Annotated in this window: 21 protein-coding genes; 9 read left to right on the top strand and 12 right to left on the bottom strand. The window is 72.0% G+C overall.

Annotated elements, in window-relative coordinates; all coding sequences use genetic code 11:
- Positions 1–8: 8 nt before the first annotated feature.
- The 4 genes from CW359_RS12750 to CW359_RS12735 form a co-directional block, all read right to left on the bottom strand.
- A complete protein-coding gene (locus tag CW359_RS12750) occupies positions 9–296 on the bottom strand; it encodes an Rdx family protein (protein ID WP_232838366.1) in 288 nt (95 codons plus the stop codon).
- Positions 297–304: 8 nt separating this feature from the next.
- Positions 305–1216, bottom strand: a complete 912-nt coding sequence (locus CW359_RS12745; RefSeq protein ID WP_105970011.1) for a HipA family kinase — start codon at positions 1214–1216, stop codon at positions 305–307.
- Positions 1217–1294: 78 nt separating this feature from the next.
- Positions 1295–3727, bottom strand: coding sequence for a protein kinase domain-containing protein (locus tag CW359_RS12740; RefSeq protein ID WP_105970010.1), 2433 nt, complete (start codon positions 3725–3727; stop codon positions 1295–1297).
- A gap of 124 nt (positions 3728–3851) precedes the next feature.
- Positions 3852–5366: an IucA/IucC family protein gene (locus tag CW359_RS12735; protein ID WP_408647477.1), complete on the bottom strand. Its 1515-nt coding sequence runs from the start codon at positions 5364–5366 to the stop codon at positions 3852–3854.
- A gap of 147 nt (positions 5367–5513) precedes the next feature.
- On the opposite strand from CW359_RS12735, the gene CW359_RS12730 reads away from it, so the two are divergent.
- The 3 genes from CW359_RS12730 to CW359_RS12720 all read left to right on the top strand — a co-directional run bounded on the left by CW359_RS12730 (position 5514) and on the right by CW359_RS12720 (position 9235).
- Positions 5514–7022, top strand: a complete 1509-nt coding sequence (locus CW359_RS12730; protein ID WP_105970009.1) for an IucA/IucC family protein — start codon at positions 5514–5516, stop codon at positions 7020–7022.
- Between the two features lie 84 nt (positions 7023–7106).
- Complete coding sequence (locus tag CW359_RS12725) at positions 7107–8381, top strand: VWA domain-containing protein (protein ID WP_105970008.1); 1275 nt, start codon at positions 7107–7109, stop codon at positions 8379–8381.
- Complete coding sequence (locus tag CW359_RS12720) at positions 8381–9235, top strand: hypothetical protein (protein ID WP_105970007.1); 855 nt, start codon at positions 8381–8383, stop codon at positions 9233–9235. The genes CW359_RS12725 and CW359_RS12720 overlap by 1 nt, the downstream gene beginning before the upstream one ends.
- Positions 9236–9340: 105 nt before the next feature.
- On the opposite strand, the gene CW359_RS12715 is transcribed toward CW359_RS12720, so the two are convergent.
- Entirely contained in the window at positions 9341–9979 is a 639-nt protein-coding gene (locus tag CW359_RS12715) for a winged helix-turn-helix transcriptional regulator (RefSeq protein WP_105970006.1), read from the bottom strand.
- A gap of 86 nt (positions 9980–10065) precedes the next feature.
- Here CW359_RS12715 and CW359_RS12710 point away from each other — a divergent pair, with 86 nt between their 5' ends.
- From CW359_RS12710 to CW359_RS12695, 4 genes are all read left to right on the top strand, one after another.
- The gene (locus CW359_RS12710) at positions 10066–11274 is read left to right on the top strand and encodes a pyridoxal phosphate-dependent aminotransferase (protein WP_105970005.1); all 1209 of its coding nucleotides are present in this window, start codon (positions 10066–10068) and stop codon (positions 11272–11274) included.
- Between the two features lie 51 nt (positions 11275–11325).
- Positions 11326–11871 (top strand): HAD domain-containing protein, encoded by a 546-nt coding sequence (locus tag CW359_RS12705; RefSeq protein WP_105970004.1) that lies wholly within the window; start codon positions 11326–11328, stop codon positions 11869–11871.
- Between the two features lie 86 nt (positions 11872–11957).
- The gene (locus CW359_RS12700; RefSeq protein ID WP_105970183.1) at positions 11958–12602 is read left to right on the top strand and encodes a hypothetical protein; all 645 of its coding nucleotides are present in this window, start codon (positions 11958–11960) and stop codon (positions 12600–12602) included.
- Between the two features lie 264 nt (positions 12603–12866).
- Positions 12867–13691: a chitosanase gene (locus CW359_RS12695; protein ID WP_105970003.1), complete on the top strand. Its 825-nt coding sequence runs from the start codon at positions 12867–12869 to the stop codon at positions 13689–13691.
- Positions 13692–13781: 90 nt separating this feature from the next.
- Here CW359_RS12695 and CW359_RS12690 read toward each other — a convergent pair whose 3' ends face one another.
- The 7 genes from CW359_RS12690 to CW359_RS12660 form a co-directional block, all read right to left on the bottom strand.
- The gene (locus CW359_RS12690; protein WP_105970002.1) at positions 13782–15164 is read right to left on the bottom strand and encodes an 8-oxoguanine deaminase; all 1383 of its coding nucleotides are present in this window, start codon (positions 15162–15164) and stop codon (positions 13782–13784) included.
- Between the two features lie 58 nt (positions 15165–15222).
- Positions 15223–16143, bottom strand: a complete 921-nt coding sequence (pucL, locus tag CW359_RS12685; protein WP_105970001.1) for a factor-independent urate hydroxylase — start codon at positions 16141–16143, stop codon at positions 15223–15225.
- A gap of 7 nt (positions 16144–16150) precedes the next feature.
- A complete protein-coding gene (uraH, locus tag CW359_RS12680) occupies positions 16151–16510 on the bottom strand; it encodes a hydroxyisourate hydrolase (RefSeq protein ID WP_105970000.1) in 360 nt (119 codons plus the stop codon).
- Positions 16507–17022 (bottom strand): 2-oxo-4-hydroxy-4-carboxy-5-ureidoimidazoline decarboxylase, encoded by a 516-nt coding sequence (gene uraD, locus CW359_RS12675; protein ID WP_105969999.1) that lies wholly within the window; start codon positions 17020–17022, stop codon positions 16507–16509. Before uraD ends, uraH begins: the two co-directional genes overlap by 4 nt.
- A gap of 135 nt (positions 17023–17157) precedes the next feature.
- Positions 17158–17538, bottom strand: coding sequence for a helix-turn-helix domain-containing protein (locus CW359_RS12670; protein WP_408647476.1), 381 nt, complete (start codon positions 17536–17538; stop codon positions 17158–17160).
- On the bottom strand, positions 17535–17789 hold the full coding sequence (locus CW359_RS12665) for a YkoF family thiamine-binding protein (protein ID WP_105969998.1): 255 nt from the start codon (positions 17787–17789) through the stop codon (positions 17535–17537). The genes CW359_RS12670 and CW359_RS12665 overlap by 4 nt, the downstream gene beginning before the upstream one ends.
- A gap of 121 nt (positions 17790–17910) precedes the next feature.
- Positions 17911–18894, bottom strand: coding sequence for a hypothetical protein (locus CW359_RS12660; RefSeq protein ID WP_157968529.1), 984 nt, complete (start codon positions 18892–18894; stop codon positions 17911–17913).
- A 227-nt stretch (positions 18895–19121) separates the two neighbouring features.
- Here CW359_RS12660 and CW359_RS12655 point away from each other — a divergent pair, with 227 nt between their 5' ends.
- Positions 19122–19952, top strand: a complete 831-nt coding sequence (locus tag CW359_RS12655) for a TIM barrel protein (protein ID WP_105969996.1) — start codon at positions 19122–19124, stop codon at positions 19950–19952.
- 44 nt (positions 19953–19996) lie between these two features.
- Complete coding sequence (locus tag CW359_RS12650) at positions 19997–20887, top strand: 2-hydroxy-3-oxopropionate reductase (protein WP_105969995.1); 891 nt, start codon at positions 19997–19999, stop codon at positions 20885–20887.
- The last annotated feature ends 74 nt before the right edge of the window (positions 20888–20961 follow it).

Genomic DNA, 20961 nt, shown 5'->3' with positions numbered 1-20961 from the left:
GAGGCCGACTAGGAATCCGACTTGTCCGAGTGGCCCAGGGACCTTCCCGGGGCCACTCGGTCGCGTACGACCTGCTTCACGGCCGTCGGCTCCGGGAAGCCCTGTTCCCTGCGGTCCCAGACCACCTCGCCGTCGACCCGGACGACGAACACGCCGCCGGTGCCGGGCTTGAGCGACAGCTCGCCCAGTTCCGTCTCGAAGGTGGTGAGCAACTCCTGTGCCAGCCAGGCCGCGCGGGGCAGCCAGCGGCACTGGGTGCAGTACTCGATCTGCACGACGGGTGCGTGGGGGTTCATCGGGAGGCTCATCCGAGGTGCACCGACCAATCCTGTTCCGCCGCCGGTTTGCCGTGCAGGTCGGGGACCCGCTTGAGCCAACTCGGGCGGCCTCGCTCTGTCTTCGCCGCCCGGAGGGTCTCCTCGGCGGCGAGTTCCTCCCGGGTGGGGAAGTCGGTGGGCAGCCAGGCCGCCGAGGCCCGCACGCGCGCGTGCAGGTAGCCGACGTACGCCTCCCTGACGTCGTCCGGGGTCGCGAAGCCCGGTTCGCCGGTCAGCCAGGCGTCCGGCACCTCGGCCGCGATGCCGCGCAGCAGGTCCTCGGTCACCCGGGGAGCGAGTTCGGCGTCGGCGGCCCTGGTGTCCGGGGTGTAGTGGCCGAGGGCGTGGTGGCGGAAGTCGTAGGCCTTCGCGGGGTCGGCGCCGTCCCAGCGGTGGTGGAAGACGAGGGCGGCGCCGTGGTCGATGAGCCAGAGGCGCGGGGGTGCGAGGCCGAGCGTCGGCCAGATCATCAGGTTGGAGCTGTGCACCGTGCGGTCGACGTTGACGGTCAACGCGTCGAGCCAGATGATCTTCCCGGCCTCCAGCGGGTCGACCGTGCAGTTCGCGGCGACCTCCGGGGTGAAGTCCCGCGCGCCCGGGAGGTAGTCCATGCCGAGGTTCAGGCCGGAGCTGGCGGTGTGCAGGTCCCGTACCTCCTGGTGGGGTTCCTCGTCGGCGATCTCCGGGTCGAAGTGGACGAGGACGAGTTCGGGGAAGCGCAGTCCGAGGGCGCGGGCCAGCTCGCCGACGATCACCTCTGCCACCAGTGCCTTGCGGCCCTGCGCGGAGCCGGTGAACTTGACGACGTAGGTGCCGAGATCGTCGGCCTCGACCACCCCGGGGACGGAACCGCCCGACCTCAGGGGCTCGATGTAGTGGGTTGCCGTGACCTCTCTCATCCCGCGAGTCTAGTGATCAGGTCTGACAGCCGGGCCGGCATTTCTCGGCGCCGATCCCAGCGCCGATTCGCACCGGCCTCAGCGCCAGGAAGGGTGCCCCTCCGGTGTGCTCCCGGTGGTGAGTTTCCGCGCACCCGTGCCGTCCGCGCGGATCGCCCAGATCACCGGCCGGTCGAAGGGCCCGCGGACGAAGGCCACCCACTTGCCGTCCGGTGACCAGACCGGGTCCATCTCCTGGGCGGCCGTCCGGACGAGGACCCTGTCGCCGGTGCCGTCGGCCTTGGCGATGTGGATGTCTCCGCCCGTCCCCTCGTCGGGTGCTCCGGCGGTGTACGCGAAGTGGCGGCCGTCCGGTGACCAGACGGGGTCCAGCGCCCGCCGGGTCTGGTGGGTCACCTGCCGGGGTTCGGCGTCGGGCTTTGCCGGATCGACGAGGTGGACCTGCCAGCCCGACGTCTTCTGCAGGCAGATGGCGATCCGCTTGCCGTCGGGGGACCAGGCCGGGTCCTCCACCTTCCCGGTGACGGAGGTCAGTTGCTGCGCGGAGCCGTCCGAGATTTTCACCGCGTACAGCTGCTGCACACCGTCCGCGTCGCGGCGCAGGACGGCCAGTCGCTTGCCGTCCGGGGACCAGGAGACCCGGCCGCCGGAGATGGCGGCGATCCGGCGGACGTCGCTGCCGTCCGCCTTCGCCGTCCACACGGCGGACCCGTCCGACGTCTTACGGGTGAACGCGAACGACTCGTGGTCGGGGGACCACTGCGGGAGGGCGTCGCAGGTTCCGTCGATCAGCCGTTCGGGGTTGTCCTTGGTGGAGTCGCGGAGGCCGATCACGCTGTGGCAGTCCGCCGATCCGGGCTCCGTGTCCAGCCGGACCAGCAGCGGGGCGTCGTCGGGGAACGCGGCGGGCGTCGATCGCTTGGGCGACGGTGAGGCTCCGCCTGCGCTGTCGCCGTCGGGCTCGTCGGAACGGTTCCAGGGCTGCCACACGATCAGCCCCGCGACGGCCGCCGCGACCAGCAGTGCCGCCAGGGCGACCGCCCGTCGGCGCCCGCGCCGCGTCCCGGCTCCGTCGGGCGGGACGAGCCCTCCGGGCGGCTGTACGGGCGTGACGTCCGGCGGGGGCCCGAAGCCGGGGCCGGGCGGCGACTGGACGGTCCGGGGGTAGGCGGCCACGGTCGGGCCCTCCGCGGACGCCGACGGGGCGTGTGGGGCGGGGCGTGGGTCGTCGGCCGCGGCCTGCCCATCGGCCACCGGGGGCGGCGCGGAGACGGTCTCGCGCCGGTCACCGGCCGGCGCCCGCCCGTCGGCGACCGGGGGCTGCGCGGACACCGTCGCGCGCTGGTCCAGCGCCAGGGGCCGGCCATCGGCGCCCGCAGGCGGCCCGGAGACCGCCGTACGCGGATCGGTGGCCGAGGACTGCGGACCGGTGGCCACGGGCTGTCGATCGGCGACCGGCGGCGGGCCGGACGCACCCGCGCGCGGGTCACCGGCCGGCGCCCGCCCGTCGGCGACCGGGGGTGGACCGGAAACCGCCGTACGCGGGTCCGTGGCCGCCGCCTGCCCGTAGGCGACCGGCGGTGGCCCGAACGCACCCGCGCGCGGGTCGGTGGATGTGGATGTGGCTGCCGCAGACGGTCGGTCCGTCACCGGGGCCTGTCTCCGCAGGAGCGCGGTCGCCTCGGCGGGCAGCCAGGTGTCCGCCGGGTGCCGGACCGTGAGCTGGTCGAGGAACTCCGAGGGGCCGGGGCGGTCGAGCGGGTCCTTGGACAGACAGTCCGCGACCAGTCCGCGCAGCAGGCCGGGCACGCCCGTGAGGTCCGGCTGTTCGTGGACGACGCGGTAGGGCCAGGCGGCCGACGCCCCGTCGCCGAAGGGAGCGCAGCCCGCCGCCTGGCTGAGCACCACGCCCAGGGCGAACATGTCCACCGCGGGGGTGAGCGTGCCGCCGGTGAGCTGCTCGGGCGCGAGGAAGCCGAGGGTGCCGATCTGGAACCCGGTCTGGGTGAGGGCCGTACCGTCGAGGGCCCGCGCGATGCCGAAGTCGATGACCCGGGGGCCGTCCTCCGCGACGATGATGTTGGCGGGCTTCAGGTCGCGGTGGATGACTCCGGCCTGGTGGATGGCGGCCAGCGCCTCCGCGAGGCCTGCGGCGAGCACGGTGAGGGTGTCCGCGGGCAGGGGGCCCACCTGGTCGAGCACGTCCCGCAGGGTGGGGCCAGGCACGTAGGCCGTCACCAGCCAGGCAGGCTCGCCCTCGGGGTCGGCGTCCACGACCGGCGCGGTGTGGAAACCGCCGACACGGCGGGCGGCGGCGACCTCGTCGGCGAATCGGCGCCGGAAGCCCGGTTCCGTGCTCAGTTCGGGCCGTACGACCTTGACGGCCACCGCCCGGCCGGACCGGGACCGGCCGAAGTAGACGACGCCCATTCCGCCCTGGCCGAGCCGTCCGACCAACCGGTATCTGCCGTCCCCGACAGAGGCGGGATCACCTGCTCCGAGCGGTTTCATGACTCCCCCATCCCCCTGTCCAGCGGCCACAATCAGCCGCAAGTCTCCCCAATACCGGCCATCAGTCTAGATGTCTCGCTCATGACGTCACCGGGTCCGGAACGGTTCCCCGCGCCCCACCGGTTCACCCCGCCAGCGGATTCCGCAGCGGCAGATACCGGGCGTCGGCGCCGTCCGCGCCCGTCCAGCGCAGCAGCAGGTTCGTCTTGCCGGGCAGGGTCGGCGAGGCCAGGAGCGCGGCGGCCTCGGGGAGGTCGTGCCGGGACAGCTCGCGGCGTACGGCCTGCCAGGGGTCGAAGCCCGGGTGGCGTTCCCGCAGCACCTCCGCAACCTCCGTGAGGTGGTTGACGACGAGGCAGTACACGAGCCGCTCCCAGCCCGCCGCCCGCGTCACGTCCGGCAGCAGCTTCACGCCCTCCGCGTCCCGGTAGAGGGCCTGTACGGGGGTTCCGTGGGCGTCGACCGCGATCAGGCAGTTCTGGAGGTGGGCCTCGATGACGACGCCGTGGCGTGCGAACAGCTCGACGACCGGCGGTACGGCACAGCGCAGATACGCCGTCCACCAGGCGGCCGGGTCGGTCAGCCCGTCGAGCGGGTTGCCGTCGAAGCCCTCCACCAGCGCGGCGGCGAGCAGCGGGGTGGCACCCGGTACGACATGGTCGCGCAGGCCGTCGCGGACCAGGACCGCCAGCTCCTCGAAGGCGAAGTCGGCGGTGCGGTAGCCCCGGTCGCTCAGCCAGACCGGCCGGCCCTCGGCAGCGGCGGCGACGACCGCCGCGTCCGTGCGGCGCAGTGCCAGCAGGTCGTGGCGCCAGAGCCGGCGTATGTCGTTGGTGATGCGGACGTCGAGGCTGAACTTGACGAATACGTCGTGCTCGGGTGCGTACAGCGTGCGGATCGCGGCCGTCGGCCAGGCGTCGGAGGCCGTCTCGCCGAGCCGGATCAGGCGGCCGTCCGCGAAGGCGTCCGCCAGGGTCGGGCCGACGAGGTCGAGCTGCCAGGGGTGGGCGGGCAGCAGCCGGTAGCCGGGCGGGGCCGTGCCGAAGGCGTCCAGGGCCGAAACGTCGCCCTCCTCGGCGACCACGTCCTCACGCACCCCGAGCAGCGCCAACGGGAAGGCGGCGTACGCCTCGGGCGCGTACGGCAGCCAGCGTGCCACCGGGCCGCCGCCGCGCGCCTTGGGCGCCGGGTGGTAGGGGTGCCCGGTGAGCAGGGACTGCTCGGAGCGGCGGTACGGGTCCTCGGGCACCGTCGCCCGGTCGCGGACCGTGAGCAGCGCGGCGACGGCGTCCCGGCTGTCGGTCATCTCGGCGGGCAGTTCGGGGTTGGACAGGCCCGTGTGCGCCTGCAGTTCCTCGGCCACGAGCTTGACGAGTTCGGCGTGCCCGACCGGGTGCCAGCCGCCGTCGCCCGTGTCCACCTCGGGCGCGGTGGGCCGCCGGGAGCCCCGCACCCGCAGCAGGCGTTCGCCGCTCGGCAGCCGGTACACGCGCGGTTCGCCCGCTCCGGGGACCGGCTCGGCGACTTCCCTGAGCAGGCAGTTGAGCAGGGGCGCGATCGCACAGACGTCCGCCCGCTCCGCGATGCCGTCGTGCGCCGACGCGTCAGGGGTCGCGGTGGGGTGCACGGTGGAGTCCACGCGTTCCCTCGATTCTTACGGTGCTTCCGTACGGTGCGGTTTCCCGGGGTGCACCGGCGATCAGTATGTCTGTCGTCGGCCCACCCGCCCACCAGCCCATACCCGCACCCAAACCCGCACTCGCACCCCGCACCCGAGGAGCCCGCCGTGCACCGTCCCTCCAGCGCAGAGGCCGAGGTCGCCGACGAACTGGCCGCCGTACGCCCCGACCTCGCCTCGCGGTACGCGGCCGAACTGCCCGGCGCACGGGCCGCCGTACTGACCCGGCTGTGGCGGGCGCTCGTCCATGAGCCGCTGCCGTGGATCGTCCGCCGGGAGGGCGGCGCGGGTCTCCTGCTGGCGGACGGCCGCCGTCTGGAGGGCCCGTACGCCGATCCGTACGCCGTCGACGGCCGCGTCACCGCCGTACGGCTCGGGACGGCCTCGTACGACGATCCGGTACGCCTCCTGACGGACCTGGCCGTCCCGCACGGTCCCGCCTTCGCGGCCGAACTCGGGCACAGCGTCGCCTCGTTGGCCCTGTCGCGCGCGAACCAGGACGGTACCGGTGGGGACCCGGTGACCGGCTGGGAGTGGGAGCAGCGGGTCGTCGACGGGCATCCCTTCCACCCCAACTGCCGTTCCCGGCCCGGCTTCTCGGTCGCCGAGCAGCTCGCGTACGGGCCCGAGCACCGGCCCGTCGTACAGCTGGCGCTGGTGGCGGCGGACGGCTGCGCCGTGCACGGGGAGTGGCCCGAGTGGCTGCGGGACGGCGGGGCCCAGGGGCTTCCCCTGATCCCGGTGCATCCGTGGCAGGCGGCGCATGTGCTCCAACTCCCCAGCAGGGGTGCGCTTTCGGCGCATCCGCTGATGTCCTTGCGCAGCCTCGCCCTCCCTGACAACGGCCCGCATCTCAAGACGGCGTTGAGCGCCCGGCTGACCTCCTCGGTACGGGACATCTCGCCGTACTCGATCGGGACGGCGGAGACGGTGTCGGCGTTCATGGAGTCGATGGCGGCGCGGCTCGACGGACTGCTGCACATCACGCGCACGCTCGGCGCGGTCACCGCCGACTCGCCTGATCTGGCAGCGGTGTTGAGGGAGTCGCCGGACCGGTACGCGGGGGCCGGCGAGCGGGTCGTTCCGGTCGGGGCGCTCGCCGCCACCGGGTTTCCCCAATCTCCCGCCTGGCTGGCCGAGTTCACGCGTCTCGCGCTCACCGTAGGGCTGCGGCTGCTCGATCTGGGCGTCGCCCTGGAGGCGCACGGCCAGAATCTGCTCGTCGTGCTGTCGGCGTCCGGCGACCCACTCCGGCTGGTCTACCGCGACCTGGCCGACATCCGCGTCAGCCCGGCCCGGCTGGCCCGGCACGGCATCCCGGCGCCGGAGCTGACCGGACGGATCGTCACCGACGACGAACCCACCCTGCGCCGCAAGCTGTTCGGCTCTCTGGTGGCGGGGGCGCTCGGCGCGACCGCCGGTTCGGAGGCGGCACTGCGGGCCGCCCTGGAGACGGCCGTACGCGGGCTGCCGCGCACGCCCGATCTGCTCGCGCTGCTCGAACAGCCCCTGCCCACCAAGGCGTTGACGCTGATGCGGTTGTCTCCGGAGACTCCCGGGGATCTGTGGACCGAACTCCCCAATCCCCTGGGGGAAGTCAAACGGGAGGGTGACTGACGACCCGCTGATGGGCCTTGTCGGCAGGGCCTGTTGACGGGACCCGTTTTGAAGCGGGTCGCCCGAGGTCAATAGGATCCGTCGATGATCACAAGACAACGGCTGGCGGTGGGCGCCTGCGCCCTGTTCGCCGCCCTGGCGGCCGGGATCGCGGTCCCGGCCGGAGCCGTCGCCGACGAAACCACCGCACTAGCTCCCAAGGTCAACCTCCTTCTCGACGTCAGCGGTTCGATGCGGGCGAAGGACATCGACGGCCAGTCGCGGATGGCCGCGGCGAAGCAGGCGTTCAACGAGGTGCTGGACGCGACGCCCGAGGAGGTCCAGCTCGGTATCCGCACGCTGGGCGCCAACTACCCGGGCGACGACCGCAAGGAGGGCTGCAAGGACACCGCGCAGCTCTACCCGGTCGGCCCGCTCGACCGCACCGAGGCCAAGACGGCGGTCGCGACGCTCACGCCCACCGGCTGGACGCCGATCGGCCCCGCGCTGCTCAAGGCTGCCGACGACCTCGACGGCGGTGAGGGCACCAAGCGCATCGTGCTGATCAGCGACGGCGAGGACACCTGCGCGCCGCTCGACCCTTGCGAGGTGGCCCGGGAGATCGCGGCCAAGGGCATCGGCCTCACCATCGACACCCTCGGTCTGGTCCCCAACACCAAGATGCGGCAGCAGCTGAGCTGCATCGCCGAGGCGACCGGCGGGACGTACACCTCGGTCGAGCACACCGACGAACTCGCCGACAAGGTCAACCAGTTGGTCGTCCGCGCCGCCGACCCGGTGGTGACGCCGGTCGCCGTCGAGGGCGCCGCCGGGTGCACGAACGCCCCGGCGGTGAAGTCCGGTCTCTACACGGACCGCGAGGAGTTCGGGCAGCAGCGCTGGTACAAGGTCGAGGTCCAGCCGGGGCAGGAGGTGCGCGCCTCGGTGAGCGTGTCGGCCGACCGGGCCGTCAACCCCGACTACGGGGTGCTGCTGCGGGCGGTGACCGTGCACGGCCGTGAGATCGTGCGCGGCGAGGGCAACGGCACCGGCCGTACCGACGTCATCTCGACGGGCCTGCGCTATGCGAAGGCGGAGGCCGACGACGATGACGACGCCGAGAAGCCGGCCGCCGAGACCGTGTGTCTCCAGGTCACCAACTCCTTCTCGGCGGCGAGCGGTGTGGCGGCCACGCCCGGTCTGCCGCTCGAACTGACCGTCGACGTCGTCGACGGCCCGAGCCAGGCCAGCGACGTGGCCTCCTTCGGTCTCGGCCGTGGCTGGTGGCTGCTGGGCGCGCTCGTCCTGGTCGGCTTCCTCACGGGTGTGCTGTGGGGCTGGATCTCGCGTTGGCGGGTCGCGGTATGGAGGACCAACTGATGCGTGCTTTCACCAGTCAACTGGCGCGCGGTACCCGTGTGTTGGGTTCCGCCGTGCTGATGCTCGGCCTGGCCGCCGTCCCGGCCGTCGCCGACGAGACGCCCTCCCCGAGCCCCTCGGACGGCGGTTCGGCGCCCACCTCGGCGGGTACGTCGTTCCGTACGGCGACGGAGATCGACCAGGGCGAGCAGGCCACCGCGAGCGGTTCGGCGGGCGACTACCTGTACTGGTCGTTCCCGGCCGACGCCGGTCAACGCCCCACCGTCAAGGCGACGGTGAAGCTCCCGGACACCCACGCGTCCGAGGCGTGGCAGCTCGACGTGTACGACGGTCTGCGGCGCCGTCAGGCCTGCCAGTACGGCGCCCAGACGCGTACCGCCGGTCCCGGCACCGCCTCCGTGGAGCTGGCGTGCACGCTGCGCACGGTCCGCGCCTGGTCGGAGCAGTGGGCCAACGACCCGCTGCCGGGCACGTATTACGTCCGGCTGACGGCCGTGAACCTCCCGACCTCCGACCTCGGCCTCCCGGTCGAGGCCGAACTGCGGGTCGACTCCAAGGACATCGGCGGTTCGGCGGCCGTGGACGGCTCGCTGGCCGAGCCGCTGGTGCCCGGAATCGCGGTCAAGTCCGAGGACTCGGAGCAGTCCGAGAACTCCGAGGACACGGAGGACAGTTCGACGACGACCGCCGTGCTGTCGAGCATCGAGCCCGACGGCGGCTGGTCCTCCGGCTGGTGGTCCGACCGCTGGGTCTGGACCGCCATCGGCGGCGCGCTGGCCGCCCTCGCGGGCGTCGGCGGCTACGCCCTGACGCGCGGCTCGGGCCGGCCGAGGCAGGGCCCTCCGGGGGTATGACCGACGACTCCCCACCGCACTGACGGTTCGTCAACATGCCCGCCGCGCAAAGCTGTACGCGGCGGGCATGTCCCGTTTCCGGACCCTGATCGCCCGCCTCGGACCTCACGCCTCGCGCAGGGCCTTGGCGAGCGTCCCGTCGCCGGTCACCTCGATACGTCCGTCCCGGACCGCGTCCAGCACGCCCAGGTCCCCCCGGCCGACGGCCGCGCAGGTCCCGGTGTCCATCGCCAGCCGGGCGTCGGGCTCCTCGGGGGCAGGTCCGGCTCCGTAGACCGGAATGCCGTCGGCACCGACGTACAGATGGAACTCGCCCTCTTCCAGGCGGACTTCGACCAGGCCCTCGCCGCCGCTCAGGTCCTCAAGACCGCGCAGCAGCGGCAGTGCGAACCAGTGGGCGCGGACCGCGTCGGTGGGCCGGCGCTCGGTCAGCTCGGGGGCGCCCCACTCCCCCAGGGCTTGCAGGACGGGCAGCAACTTCCTTCCCCGGGCGGTGAGTTCGTAGACGTAGACGGCGCCCGGCGGAGGCAGCCGACGGCGGGTCGCCAGTCCGTCCCGCTCCATGTCCTTCAGCCGGGAGGCCAGTACGTCCGTGCTGACGCCCGGGAGGTCCGCGTGCAGGTCCGTGTAGCGGCGCGGGCCGGCCAGCAGCTCCCGGACGATCAGGAGGGTCCAGCGGTCGCCGACGACGTCGAGGGCGCGCGCGGTGGAACAGTACTGCTCGTAGCTTCGGCGTGGTGACATGCGACGCAGTCTAGACATGTTGTTGGACTTTCCAAGCTGGAACTTGGTAAAACCAAGCAACACACAAACCGGAGGGGCGTAAGCGCATGGAGTTCCGGCAGTCGAGCAAGCTCAGCGAGGTCTGTTACGAGATCCGCGGACCGGTGATCGAGCACGCCAACGCGCTGGAGGAGGCGGGCCACAGCGTCCTGCGCCTCAACACCGGCAACCCCGCGCTCTTCGGCTTCGAGGCGCCCGCGGAGATCCTCCAGGACATGATCCGCATGCTGCCGCAGGCCCACGGCTACACGGACTCGCGCGGCATCCTCTCCGCCCGCCGGGCCGTCGCCCAGCGCTACCAGGAACGCGGCCTGGAGGTCGACGTCGACGACGTCTTCCTCGGCAACGGCGTCTCCGAGCTGGTCTCGATGGCCGTACAGGCGCTGGTCGAGGACGGCGACGAAGTGCTCATCCCCGCCCCGGACTTCCCCCTCTGGACGGCGGTGACGACCCTCGCGGGCGGCAAGGCGGTCCACTACCTCTGCGACGAACAGGCCGACTGGTACCCGGACCTGGACGACATGGCGGCGAAGATCACCGACCGCACCAAGGCCGTCGTCATCATCAACCCCAACAACCCCACCGGCGCGGTCTATCCGAAGGAGATCATCGAGGGCATCCTCGATCTGGCCCGCAGGCACGGCCTGATGGTCTTCGCCGACGAGATCTACGACCAGATCCTGTACGACGACGAGGTGCACCACTCGGCCGCCGCGCTCGCCCCCGACCTGGTCGTCCTGACCTTCTGCGGTCTGTCGAAGACGTACCGGGTGGCCGGCTTCCGCTCGGGCTGGCTGGTGGTCACCGGCCCCAAGCAGCACGCGCGCAGCTACCTCGAAGGTCTCACGATGCTCGCGTCGATGCGCCTGTGCCCCAACGCGCCCGCGCAGTACGCCATCCAGGCCGCGCTCGGCGGCCGGCAGTCCATCTACGAACTCACCGCCCCCGGCGGCAGGTTGCGCGAACAGCGCGACCGCGCCTGGGAGCGCCTCAACGAGATCCCGGGCGTCTCGTGCGTCAAGCCGAAGGGCGCGCTGTACGCCTTCCCGCGCCTCGACCCGGCCGTGCACAAGATCCACGACGACGAGCGCTTCGTGCTGGACCTGCTGCTCCAGGAGAAGATCCAGGTCGTGCAGGGTACGGGCTTCAACTGGCCGTCCCCCGACCACTTCCGCATCCTCACCCTGCCGCACGCGGACGACCTGGAGGTGGCGATCAGCCGGATCGGCCGGTTCCTGAGCGGCTATCGGCAGTAGCGCTCACCGGGGTGGCGGTCGTCCGCCGTCCGTCATGGGTAGCCCTTCCCCATGACGGACCGACCGCTGCTCCTCCTCGACGTCGACGGCCCCCTCAACCCCTTCCGCGCCCGGCTGCTGCGCCCGCGCGGCTACGTGACCCGCCGGGTGCACCCCGCGAACTGGTCGGCCAGGCAGAAACCGGGCTCCCGGCGGCTGCGGCGCGGTCTGCGCATACGCCTGCACCCGGGGCACGGCGCCCGGCTGCTCGCCCTGCCGTACGACCTGGTGTGGGCGACGACCTGGATGCACGGGGCGAACAAGATGATCGGCCCGGTGATCGGGCTGCCTGCGAATCTGCCGGTCATCGAGTTCACCAACCTGTTCGCCGAGGACCCCGACGGCCTGTACTGGAAGACGCGCCGCGTCGTGGAGTGGGCCGACGGGCGCCCCTTCGTCTGGGTCGACGACATGATCACCGACCTCGACGTCCGCCATGTGGCCGAGCATCACGCCGGCCCCGCCCTGCTGCTGCGGATCGACGCGCGCAAGGGTCTGCGGGAGCGCGAGTTCGCGGTGCTGGAGCGCTGGGCCCGCGATGTCAGTGCCGGGTCGTAGTCTTCGAACGGGTCGAATCCACCGAATCGGCCCATGACCGAGGAGACCCGTGACCGGGCCGACTCATGACCGGGGAGGAGTGCGCCATGACCCGACCGCCGACCGCCGCCCAGCGACGCGTCATCGACGCCGCCGATCCCGTCACCGGACGGCTGCGGGGTACGGAGTTCCAGCTCGCCGCGCTGGTCAAACGCGGGCTCGCCTTCCGGCATCCGCGGCCACCGCACGACCACTTCCTGACGCCGACGGGCCATCGCCTACGGGAGGAAGCGCAGCCGACGGAGACACCGGCCACGCCCGAGGCCGCACCCGCCGCCGGGACCGCCGGGGTGTTCGCCGCGCGGGTGGGCGGCGAGGAGGAGATACCGGCCACCGGGCCCGCCCGGACGCGCGAGGTGCACAGTGCCTGGCAGGGGCTGCTGGAGCTGCGCCGGATGACCAACAAGGACGGGGCCGTGGACCGCCCGTGCGGCTGGGAGCGTACGCATCTGGTGCAGGCCGCGGCCTTGGCGCTGGAGGCAGGTGGGCACCGGGCGGCCGACGGTGGTGGCGCGCACGGGTACCGGGTGCGGGCGACCCCGCAGCCGGAGGCCGTCGCCGTGCGCGAGCCCGACGGCGAGGCGCTGCGGGCCTGCGCGGCCACGCTGGAGAAGGCGGGCTGGCAGACCGGCGAGGTCACCGAGCCGCGCACCGGCGTCCGCTACCTGCTCGCGTCACCCCGGCGGACGTAACCGCACGACACGCGGGGGCGGTTGACAAGGGTTGACGGCACGGTCGCCGCCGGGATCACGGCGGTCGGCGGGCTGATGGACCTCAAGGTGCGCGAGCCGGTCGCCGATCCCAGGGAGTACTTCCGCGCGCCGCCGTCGGAGCCGCGACTCTGCGGACTCCGACCGACACTCACAGCGACCTCCTACTCCCACCCCACGGCATTCCCAACTTGGCGCGCGACCCTCATCACCTTCCCGTCGCGCCTGTTTGGAGTTCACGTGCCGATGATGCACAGAGCCGCCGCCCGTCGTACGTTGCTGGCGGCGCTCGGCGCCACCGCGATCCTCACCACCCAGCGGATCGCGTCCGGCGCCACTACCGACGCGGCCGACGCGACCGCGACGGGGCTCGACGACCCGGCCAAGAAGGACATCGCGATGCGGCTGGTGTGCAGCGCGGAGAACTCGTCGCTGGACTGGCGGGCGCAGTACAAGTACATCCAGGACATCGGCGACGGGCGCGGCTACACCGGTGGGATCATCGGTTTCTGCTCCGGTACGAGCGACATGCTGGCCCTCGTCGAGCTGTACACCGAGCGGGCCCCGGACAACGCCCTGGCCCCCTTCCTGCCCGCCCTGCGCGCGGTGAACGGCACCGACTCGCACGAGGGCCTCGATCCGGGCTTCCCCACCGCCTGGCGTCAGGCCGCCAAGACGTCGGTGTTCCGGGCGGCACAGAACGACGAGCGGGACCGGGTCTACTTCGGCCCGGCCGTCGCCCGCGCCAAGCAGGACGGCGTGGGCACGCTGGGCCAGTTCGTCTACTACGACGCCATGGTCATGCACGGCCCCGGCACGGACAGCCTCTCCTTCGGCGGCATCCGCACGCGGGCGCTCGCAAACGCGGCCACCCCGACGGAGGGCGGCGACGAGACGACGTATCTGAACGCCTTCCTCGACGCCCGGACCTGGGCGATGGAGCAGGAGACCGCCCACGAGGACACCAGCCGCGTGGACAACGCCCAGCGCGTCTTCCTCGACCAGGGGAACCTGAACCTGGATCCGCCGCTCGACTGGAAGGTGTACGGCGACAGTTACTACATCGGCTGACCGTCACCACCCGCCCGGTGACGGTCGGACTCCGGCCGAGGGCCGTCCCCCTCGGCCGGAGGTCTTTTCGGGCGCGCTGTGCCGGGCGCCTCAGGCGCGCGCCGCGATCGCCGCCAGCCGCCGGGCCTCCGCGCGCGTCGAGCGGGCGATCTCGTCCTCGTCGACGTGCAGCAACCGCCCGTTCTCGACGATCTGTTCGCCGTTGACGAAGGACGCGGTGACCGGGGCCGCCGCGCCGAAGACGAGGGCGGTGACCGGGTCGGCGATCGAGGCGTGGGCCAGGGTGTCCAGGTTCCAGAGGACCAGGTCGGCGAGCTTGCCCGCCTCCAGCGAACCCGTCTCCCTTGCCCGGCCCAGGACTTGGGCGCCGCCGTACGTGCCGAGGCGCAGCGCCTGCCGGGCGTTCAGGGCGGCTTCCCGGTGGGCGCCGAGGCGGTTGATGAGGAGGGCGTTGCGCAGTTCGGTGTGGAGTTCGCCGGACTCGTTGGACGCGGTGCCGTCGACCCCGAGGCCGACCGGGACGCCGGCCGCCAGCATGTCGGGGACGCGCGCGATACCCGCCGCCAAGCGGGCGTTGGAGGACGGACAGTGGGCCACACCCGTCTTCGTACGGGCGAAGGCGGCGATGTCCGAGTCGTTCATGTGGACGCAGTGCGCCATCCACACGTCCTCGCCGAGCCAGCCGGTCGACTCGAAGTAGTCGGTCGGGCCCATGCCGAACAGCTCCTTGCAGAACTGCTCCTCCTCGACCGTCTCGGAGCCGTGCGTGTGCAGCCGTACGCCGAGTCGGCGGGCCAACTCGGCGCCCTCGCGCAGGAGTTCGGTGGACACGGAGAAGGGCGAGCAGGGGGCCACGGCCACCTGGGTCATGGCGTCGAAGGAAGGGTCGTGGTGCTCGTCGACCGTGGCCTCTGTCGCTGCGAGCGCGCCTTCGAGGGTCTCGACGGCGAAGTCCGGGGGCAGGCCGCCGTCCTTCTCGCTGCGGTCCATCGAGCCGCGCGCGAGGGTGAAGCGGACGCCCGTCTCGCGGGCCGCGCCGATGATCGCGCCGGACAGGTCGCCGGAGTCCTTCGGGAAGACGTAGTGGTGGTCCATGGCCATGGTGACCCCGCCACGGGCCATCATCGCGAGCGAACCCTGCGCCGCCGCCCGCACCATCGGTTCGTCGATGCGCGCCCAGGTCGGGTAGAGCGCCACCAGCCAGTCGAAGAGGTTGTGGTCGGTGGCCAGGCCCCGGGTGATCCACTGGTAGTAGTGGTGGTGCGTGTTGACCAGGCCGGGGGTGACGAGATGACCGCTCGCGTCGATCCGCCGGACCACGTCCGCGAGGCCCTCGGGCGCCTTGCCCGCGCCGACCGACTCGATACGGTTCCCGGCGATCACCACATGGCCGGACGCGTACTCGGTGTCGACGGCGTCCACGGTCGCGACCGCGCAGTTCTCGATGACGATGCGCTGACTCGTCGTGCTCATCGTGCGAACGTCCTTAGAGGTCTCAAGGTTCTCGGGGTTCTCAAGGTTCTCGGGGGTCTCAGAGGTTGGGGAGGTCGGCGGGTATGCGCGCCTCGGCGCCCTCGCGCAGGATCGTGCCCTCTATCAGGCCGTAGGGGCGATCGGCCGCGAAATAGACCTCGTTATCGTTCTTGAGCCCGAACGGCTTCAGGTCCACAAGGAAATGGTGCTTGTTGGGCAGGGCGAACCTCACCTCGTCTATCTCCGCCCGGTGTTCGACGATCCGCGCGCCCATCTGGAAGAGGGTCTGCTGGAGCGAGAGCGAGTAGGTCTCCGCGAAGGCCGCGAGCAGGTGCTTCCGCGTCTGCTCGTACGACTCCTCCCAGTCCGGCATCTCCCCCGCGTCGTCGGACCAGTTGAAGCGCCAGCGCGCGGACACCTGGGTCGCGAGGATGCGGTCGTACGCCTCGGGGAGCGTCGTGTACTTGTCCTTGACGTAGCCCCAGAACTCGGAGTCGGTCGTGTTCATCACGACGAGGTCCTTGAGCCCGGAAATCACCTCCCACGACGAACCGTCGTACGTGATCTGCGCGAGCCGCGTCTCCTGGCCCTGCCGGGCGAAGGAGTACTCGCCCTCGCCCGCCGCCTCGATCCGGGTCCAGGAGTACTCCTCGATCCGGATGCGCGCCTTCAGAATCGGCTCCTGGCTGGTCACGAAGTGCCGGGCCAGATGGATGCCGAACTGTTCGGCGGAGTCGATGCCGTGCTCCTTGGCGAAGGCGTACACCGTGTTCTTGGTGGTGTCCGTCGGCAGGACGTTCGCGTTCGAGCCGGAGAGGTGGACCTCGTCCATGTCGCCGGAGAGCGACACGGAGACGTTGAGATCCTTGATGTGGTGGGTGGCGCCGTCGCGGGTGACGCGCACGACGCGGTTCTCGGCCTTGCCGTACTGGTTCTGCCCGAGAAACACCGGGCCTGCCTTGCCTGTTGACTCGGTCATGATGCTGCTAGCTCCCTCGGTATACGGAGTAGCCGAACGGGTTGAGCAGCAGTGGTACGTGGTAGTGCTCGCCCGGCACGACGGCGAACGTGATCGCCACCTCCGGGAAGAACGCTCCCGCCTGCTGCTGCTTCAGCTCCAGATACGGCTCGACCTCGAAGTCGAGGCGCACGTGGGTCGTCCCTTCCGGCAGCGCCGGCAAGTCCTTGCACCGCCCGTCCGGGTCGGTCGCACTGCCGCCGAGCGACGTCCACTGCGCTTCCCGGCCATCGCGCGCGGCGAGCCGTACGGCGACACCTGCGGCGGGCCGGCCGATGCTGGTGTCCAGGATGTGCGTGGACACGGAGGCGGTGGTGTCGGTACTCATGCCTGCTCTTCCTGTACGAGGTTGCCGAGCCGGATGCGGTTGATCTTCCCCAGTTCGGTGCGGACGATCTCGCGCTCCCGCTCCGGCGTGTTCCCGATCCGGTCCCTGACCGCGTCGCGCATCTGTTCGCCGGTGCGGCCGGTCGCGCAGATCAGGAAGACATGGCCGAACCGCTCCTGGTAGGCGAGGTTCAGTTCGAGCATCTCCGCCTTCAGCCCCTCGGAGGCGCCGGCCATACCGCGCTGTTCGCGGGCGGAGGTCGGGTCGCCGGGCTTGGGGCGGCCGATCGGCGGGTGGCCGGCCATCGCCTCGGCGAGGTCGTCGTCGGTCAGGCCGGCCATCGCCGCGTCGCTCGCCGCGTACAGGTCCTCGGCGGTGGCGTACGGGCGTCCGGCGAGCAGTAGGCGGCCCCAGGCGGCGGAGGCGCAGGCCTCGTGGAGCGCGGTGCGGGCCGCGGACTCGTCCAGGGCGTTGAACCGGGCGAGGCCGCCAGGGGTCGTACTCGACGTCACGGCAAGCCTCCGTGGCCTTGTGCGTGCTGGGCGGGCTCCGCACAGCTAACGCCTTCCGGCGACACGACGTCAACACTTTGTTGAAAATTCCGGGTTACGGCACCGCCGTCCCCTAGGGCGTTCCCCCGAGACCCGTCAGGCCTGCTTCTCGCGGTTCAGGTAGTTGTAGACCGTGAAGCGGCTGACCCCCAGGGCGCCCGCGACGGTCTCGACCCCGTGCCGTACGGAGAAGGCGCCGCGCGCCTCGAGTATCCGTACGATCTCCTGCTTGGTCTTGCGGTCCAGCTCGGCCAGCGGCTTGCCGTGCTTGCGTTCCAGGGCGGTCAGGATGTGGTCGAGCGAGTCGGCGAGCTGCGGCAGTCGTACGGCGACCACGTCGGCGCCCTCCCAGGCGAGCACGACGTCGTCGGGGCCGGCCAGGTCGGGCGCGAGCAGCTCCCCGCCCATGGCGTCGACCAGCGGTTTCACAGCCGCGACGAACGCGGCGCCGGTGGAGGCGTCCCCCGCGCCGGTCACCGGCCGCCCTCCTCGTCGATCACGTTGACCTGGAGCGAGATCCGGGTCGCGCCGGCCTCCAGCGTCTTGCGCAGCAGCGCGTCCAGGGCGGTGAGCACGGTGTCGGCGCGGCCCTCGGCGGTGTTGCCGAACGGGCCGACGTCCACCGCGTCCAGTTCGGCCGCCTCGACGACCTCGCGGGCGACCAGCGCGTGGGCGGGTGGCTCGTCGAGGTCGAAGGGCTCGGTCGTGAACTCCACTCTCAAACGCACTGTGCCCCCATCGCATCGGCTCCCGGTCCCGCTGGGGCACGACCCTAACGGACTCCCCCGTGACAGTCGGCGGCGCTGCCCGCCCGGGCCGCCCAGTGGACGGCCCGGGCGGTCAACCGGCCTACAGTCGCAGGGAGTTCACCTCCGCGGCGGCCTCGACGGCGGTGTTCCGCGCGCCGGTGGAACGCCCTCGGCGGGCGAGGGCGAGAGCCAGTACCGCCAGCGCCACGAGTGTCGCCGCGCAGGCCGCCAGAGCGGGCAGCGGGGACACCGCTCCGCCGGCCTGCCGTACGTAGACGAGTGCCGCCAAGTCGGCGTGCGTGCCCAGCAGATGGGCGGCGGAGAGCGCGCCCGCGACGACCACCGCGGCGACGGTCACGACCGTCGCCCGGCTGAACCACAGCCCGGCACCGACCAGCAGACAGAGCACGGAGACGCCGAGCGAGGTGGCCAGTCCGTGCTTCGGCGCGTCGACCCAGTCGAGCGGGAAGTGGGCCGCGCCGCAGAGCAGGAGGAGTACGGCGGCGGCCCGGCGGAGCCACGGGCCGGCCGCCCGTCCCTCACCCCGGGAGGCGGTGCGCGCGGACACGGACGCCGGTCCCGCGGCCGACTCGGAGGATGCCACCGGGTCCTGGCCCTGGTCCGGGACCGGTGCCTCGCTCAGGCGGCCGATCAGCTGGACGAGGTCCTCGACGGGCCGGTTGGTGGCAGCCGCGTGGACCGCCTGGGCCTCGGCATGTGCGGCGTGCGGGGCCGCGTGCAGGAGGGCGACCAGACGGCCGACCTCGGCCACGGGCCGCTGCTCGGCGGCCGTCCGGATGGCCTCGTCCATCCGGCCGACGCCGCGCGCGGGCGGGCCGAGCAGTTCCACGAGGCGCGAGACGTCCTCGACGGAGCGCGCGACGGCCGCCACGCGCAGGACCGACGCGGCGATCGGCAGACCGTCCGGCGACTGCTCCAGGAGAGTGACGAGCTGGACGACATCGTCCAGTGGCCTGGCGACGACCACGGTGCGCACCAGCTCGTCCGTACGTATGCGGGTCTTGGGTCGGTGTTCGCCTGTTCCGGGATTCTCCGGGCAGGCAGGGAATGGCTCGACGGCCATGTTCGCCTCACAACTTCAGGGCACTGACACACGGGAAACGTGCGCCCCGCTCATATGAACGTTGAACCTGTCTATCCGGCCCCCTCCCACCCCGCCACTCGGGAGAGCCCCTTGACAAGCCCGGCCCCTCAGCGGCAATCTTCCAATAAGCAGAAAGATATTTCCACAATACGGAATAACATCGCAAGATTCTGCAGCGATCCAGCCAAGCGGAGGCGCCGGCGGCCATGGGACTCACCGAGCAGCGGTTCAACGTCAACCTGTCGATCCTCTTCACGGAACTCCCGCTCCTGGAGCGCCCGGCGGCGGCCCGAGCCGCCGGTTTCGGCGCGGTCGAGCTGTGGTGGCCCTGGCTGGACTCCCCCACCCCGCCGCGGTCCGAGCTGGACGCCCTGAAGTCCGCGATCGAGGACGCGGGCGTCCGGCTCACCGGCCTGAACTTCTACGCCGGACAGCTGCCGGGCCCGGACCGGGGCGCCCTGTCGGTGCCCGGGGCCGAGTCCGAGCGCTTCCGCGCCAACATCGAGGTGGCCGCCGCTCTCGCCGAATCGCTCGGCTGCGGCGCGCTCAACGCGCTGTACGGCAACCGGATCGACGGCGTCGACCCGGCGGAGCAGGACGCGCTGGCGCTGGAGAACCTGGCGCTCGCGGCCCGGGCCGCCGACGGCATCGGCGCGATCCTCCTCGTAGAGGCACTCAACAAGCCGGAGTCACCCCGGTACCCGCTGGTGAGCGCACCGGCGGCCGTGGAGGTCGTCGACCGGGTCAACGAGGCGACGGGGCTGGACAACGCCCGCTTCCTGATGGACCTCTACCACCTGTCCATGAACGGCGAGGACCTCCCGTCGGTGATCGACCGGTTCGCCGCGAAGACGGGCCACGTCCAGATCGCCGACAACCCCGGCCGCGGCGCCCCCGGCACCGGCACGCTCCCGCTGGAGGGCCTCCTCGACCAGCTGACGAAGGCGGGCTACGAGGGTTGGGTCGGCCTGGAGTACAAGCCGGGCGACCGGCCGAGCGCCGAGGCCTTCGACTGGCTGCCGCGCGAGGCGCGCTGAACCCGACACAGCGACAGACAGCGACAGAGAGGGGCATTCCCGCCATGAGCAGTCTCCCCAAGGTCGCCTGGATAGGCCTCGGCATCATGGGCTCCCCCATGTCCGAGAACCTGATCAAGGCGGGTTACGACGTCACCGGCTTCACCCTGGAACAGGACAAGCTCGACCGCCTGGTCGCCGCCGGCGGCAGCGCGGCGGGTTCGATCGCCGAGGCGGTGCGCGACGCCGACGTGGTGATCACGATGGTCCCGGCGTCACCGCAGGTCGAGGCGGTGGCGTACGGCCCCGAGGGCATCCTCGCGCACGCCCGGCCCGGCACTCTGCTGGTCGACATGTCGTCGATCACCCCGCGGACCTCGGTGGACCTGGCGAGGGCGGCGGCCGAGAAGGGCGTCCGGGTCCTGGACGCCCCCGTCTCGGGCGGTGAGGCCGGCGCGGTCGAGGCGGTGCTGTCCATCATGGTCGGCGGCGAGCAGGCCGACTTCGAGGCGGCGAGGCCGGTCTTCGAGGTGCTGGGCCGGACCATCGTGCTGTGCGGTCCGCACGGCTCGGGCCAGACGGTGAAGGCAGCGAACCAGCTGATCGTCGCCGTGAACATCCAGGCGTGCGCCGAGGCCGTGGTCTTCCTGGAGAAGTCGGGCGTGGACCTGAAGGCGGCGCTTGAGGTGCTGGGCGGCGGGCTGGCCGGCTCGACGGTGCTGGCACGCAAGAAGGACAACTTCCTCGACCGCGACTTCGCGCCGGGCTTCCGGATCGACCTCCACCACAAGGACATGGGCATCGTGACGGACGCGGCCCGTACGGTCGGCGCCGCGCTGCCGGTCGGCGCGGTGGTCGCCCAACTCGTCGCGTCCCTGCGGGAACAGGGCGACGGCGGCCTGGACCACTCGGCGCTCCTGCGGGGCGTGGAGCGCCTCTCCGGCGCCCAACTCTGATACCACTCCCACGTTTTCCGAGCCGTGGCGGCGCCGACATCTGTCCTGTCGCGCCCAGGCGCCGCCACGGCCCG

It is taken from the genome of Streptomyces geranii, from assembly GCF_002954775.1.
GTDB classification, from domain to species: domain Bacteria; phylum Actinomycetota; class Actinomycetes; order Streptomycetales; family Streptomycetaceae; genus Streptomyces; species Streptomyces geranii.
This window is presented reverse-complemented; position numbering and strand designations above follow the sequence as displayed.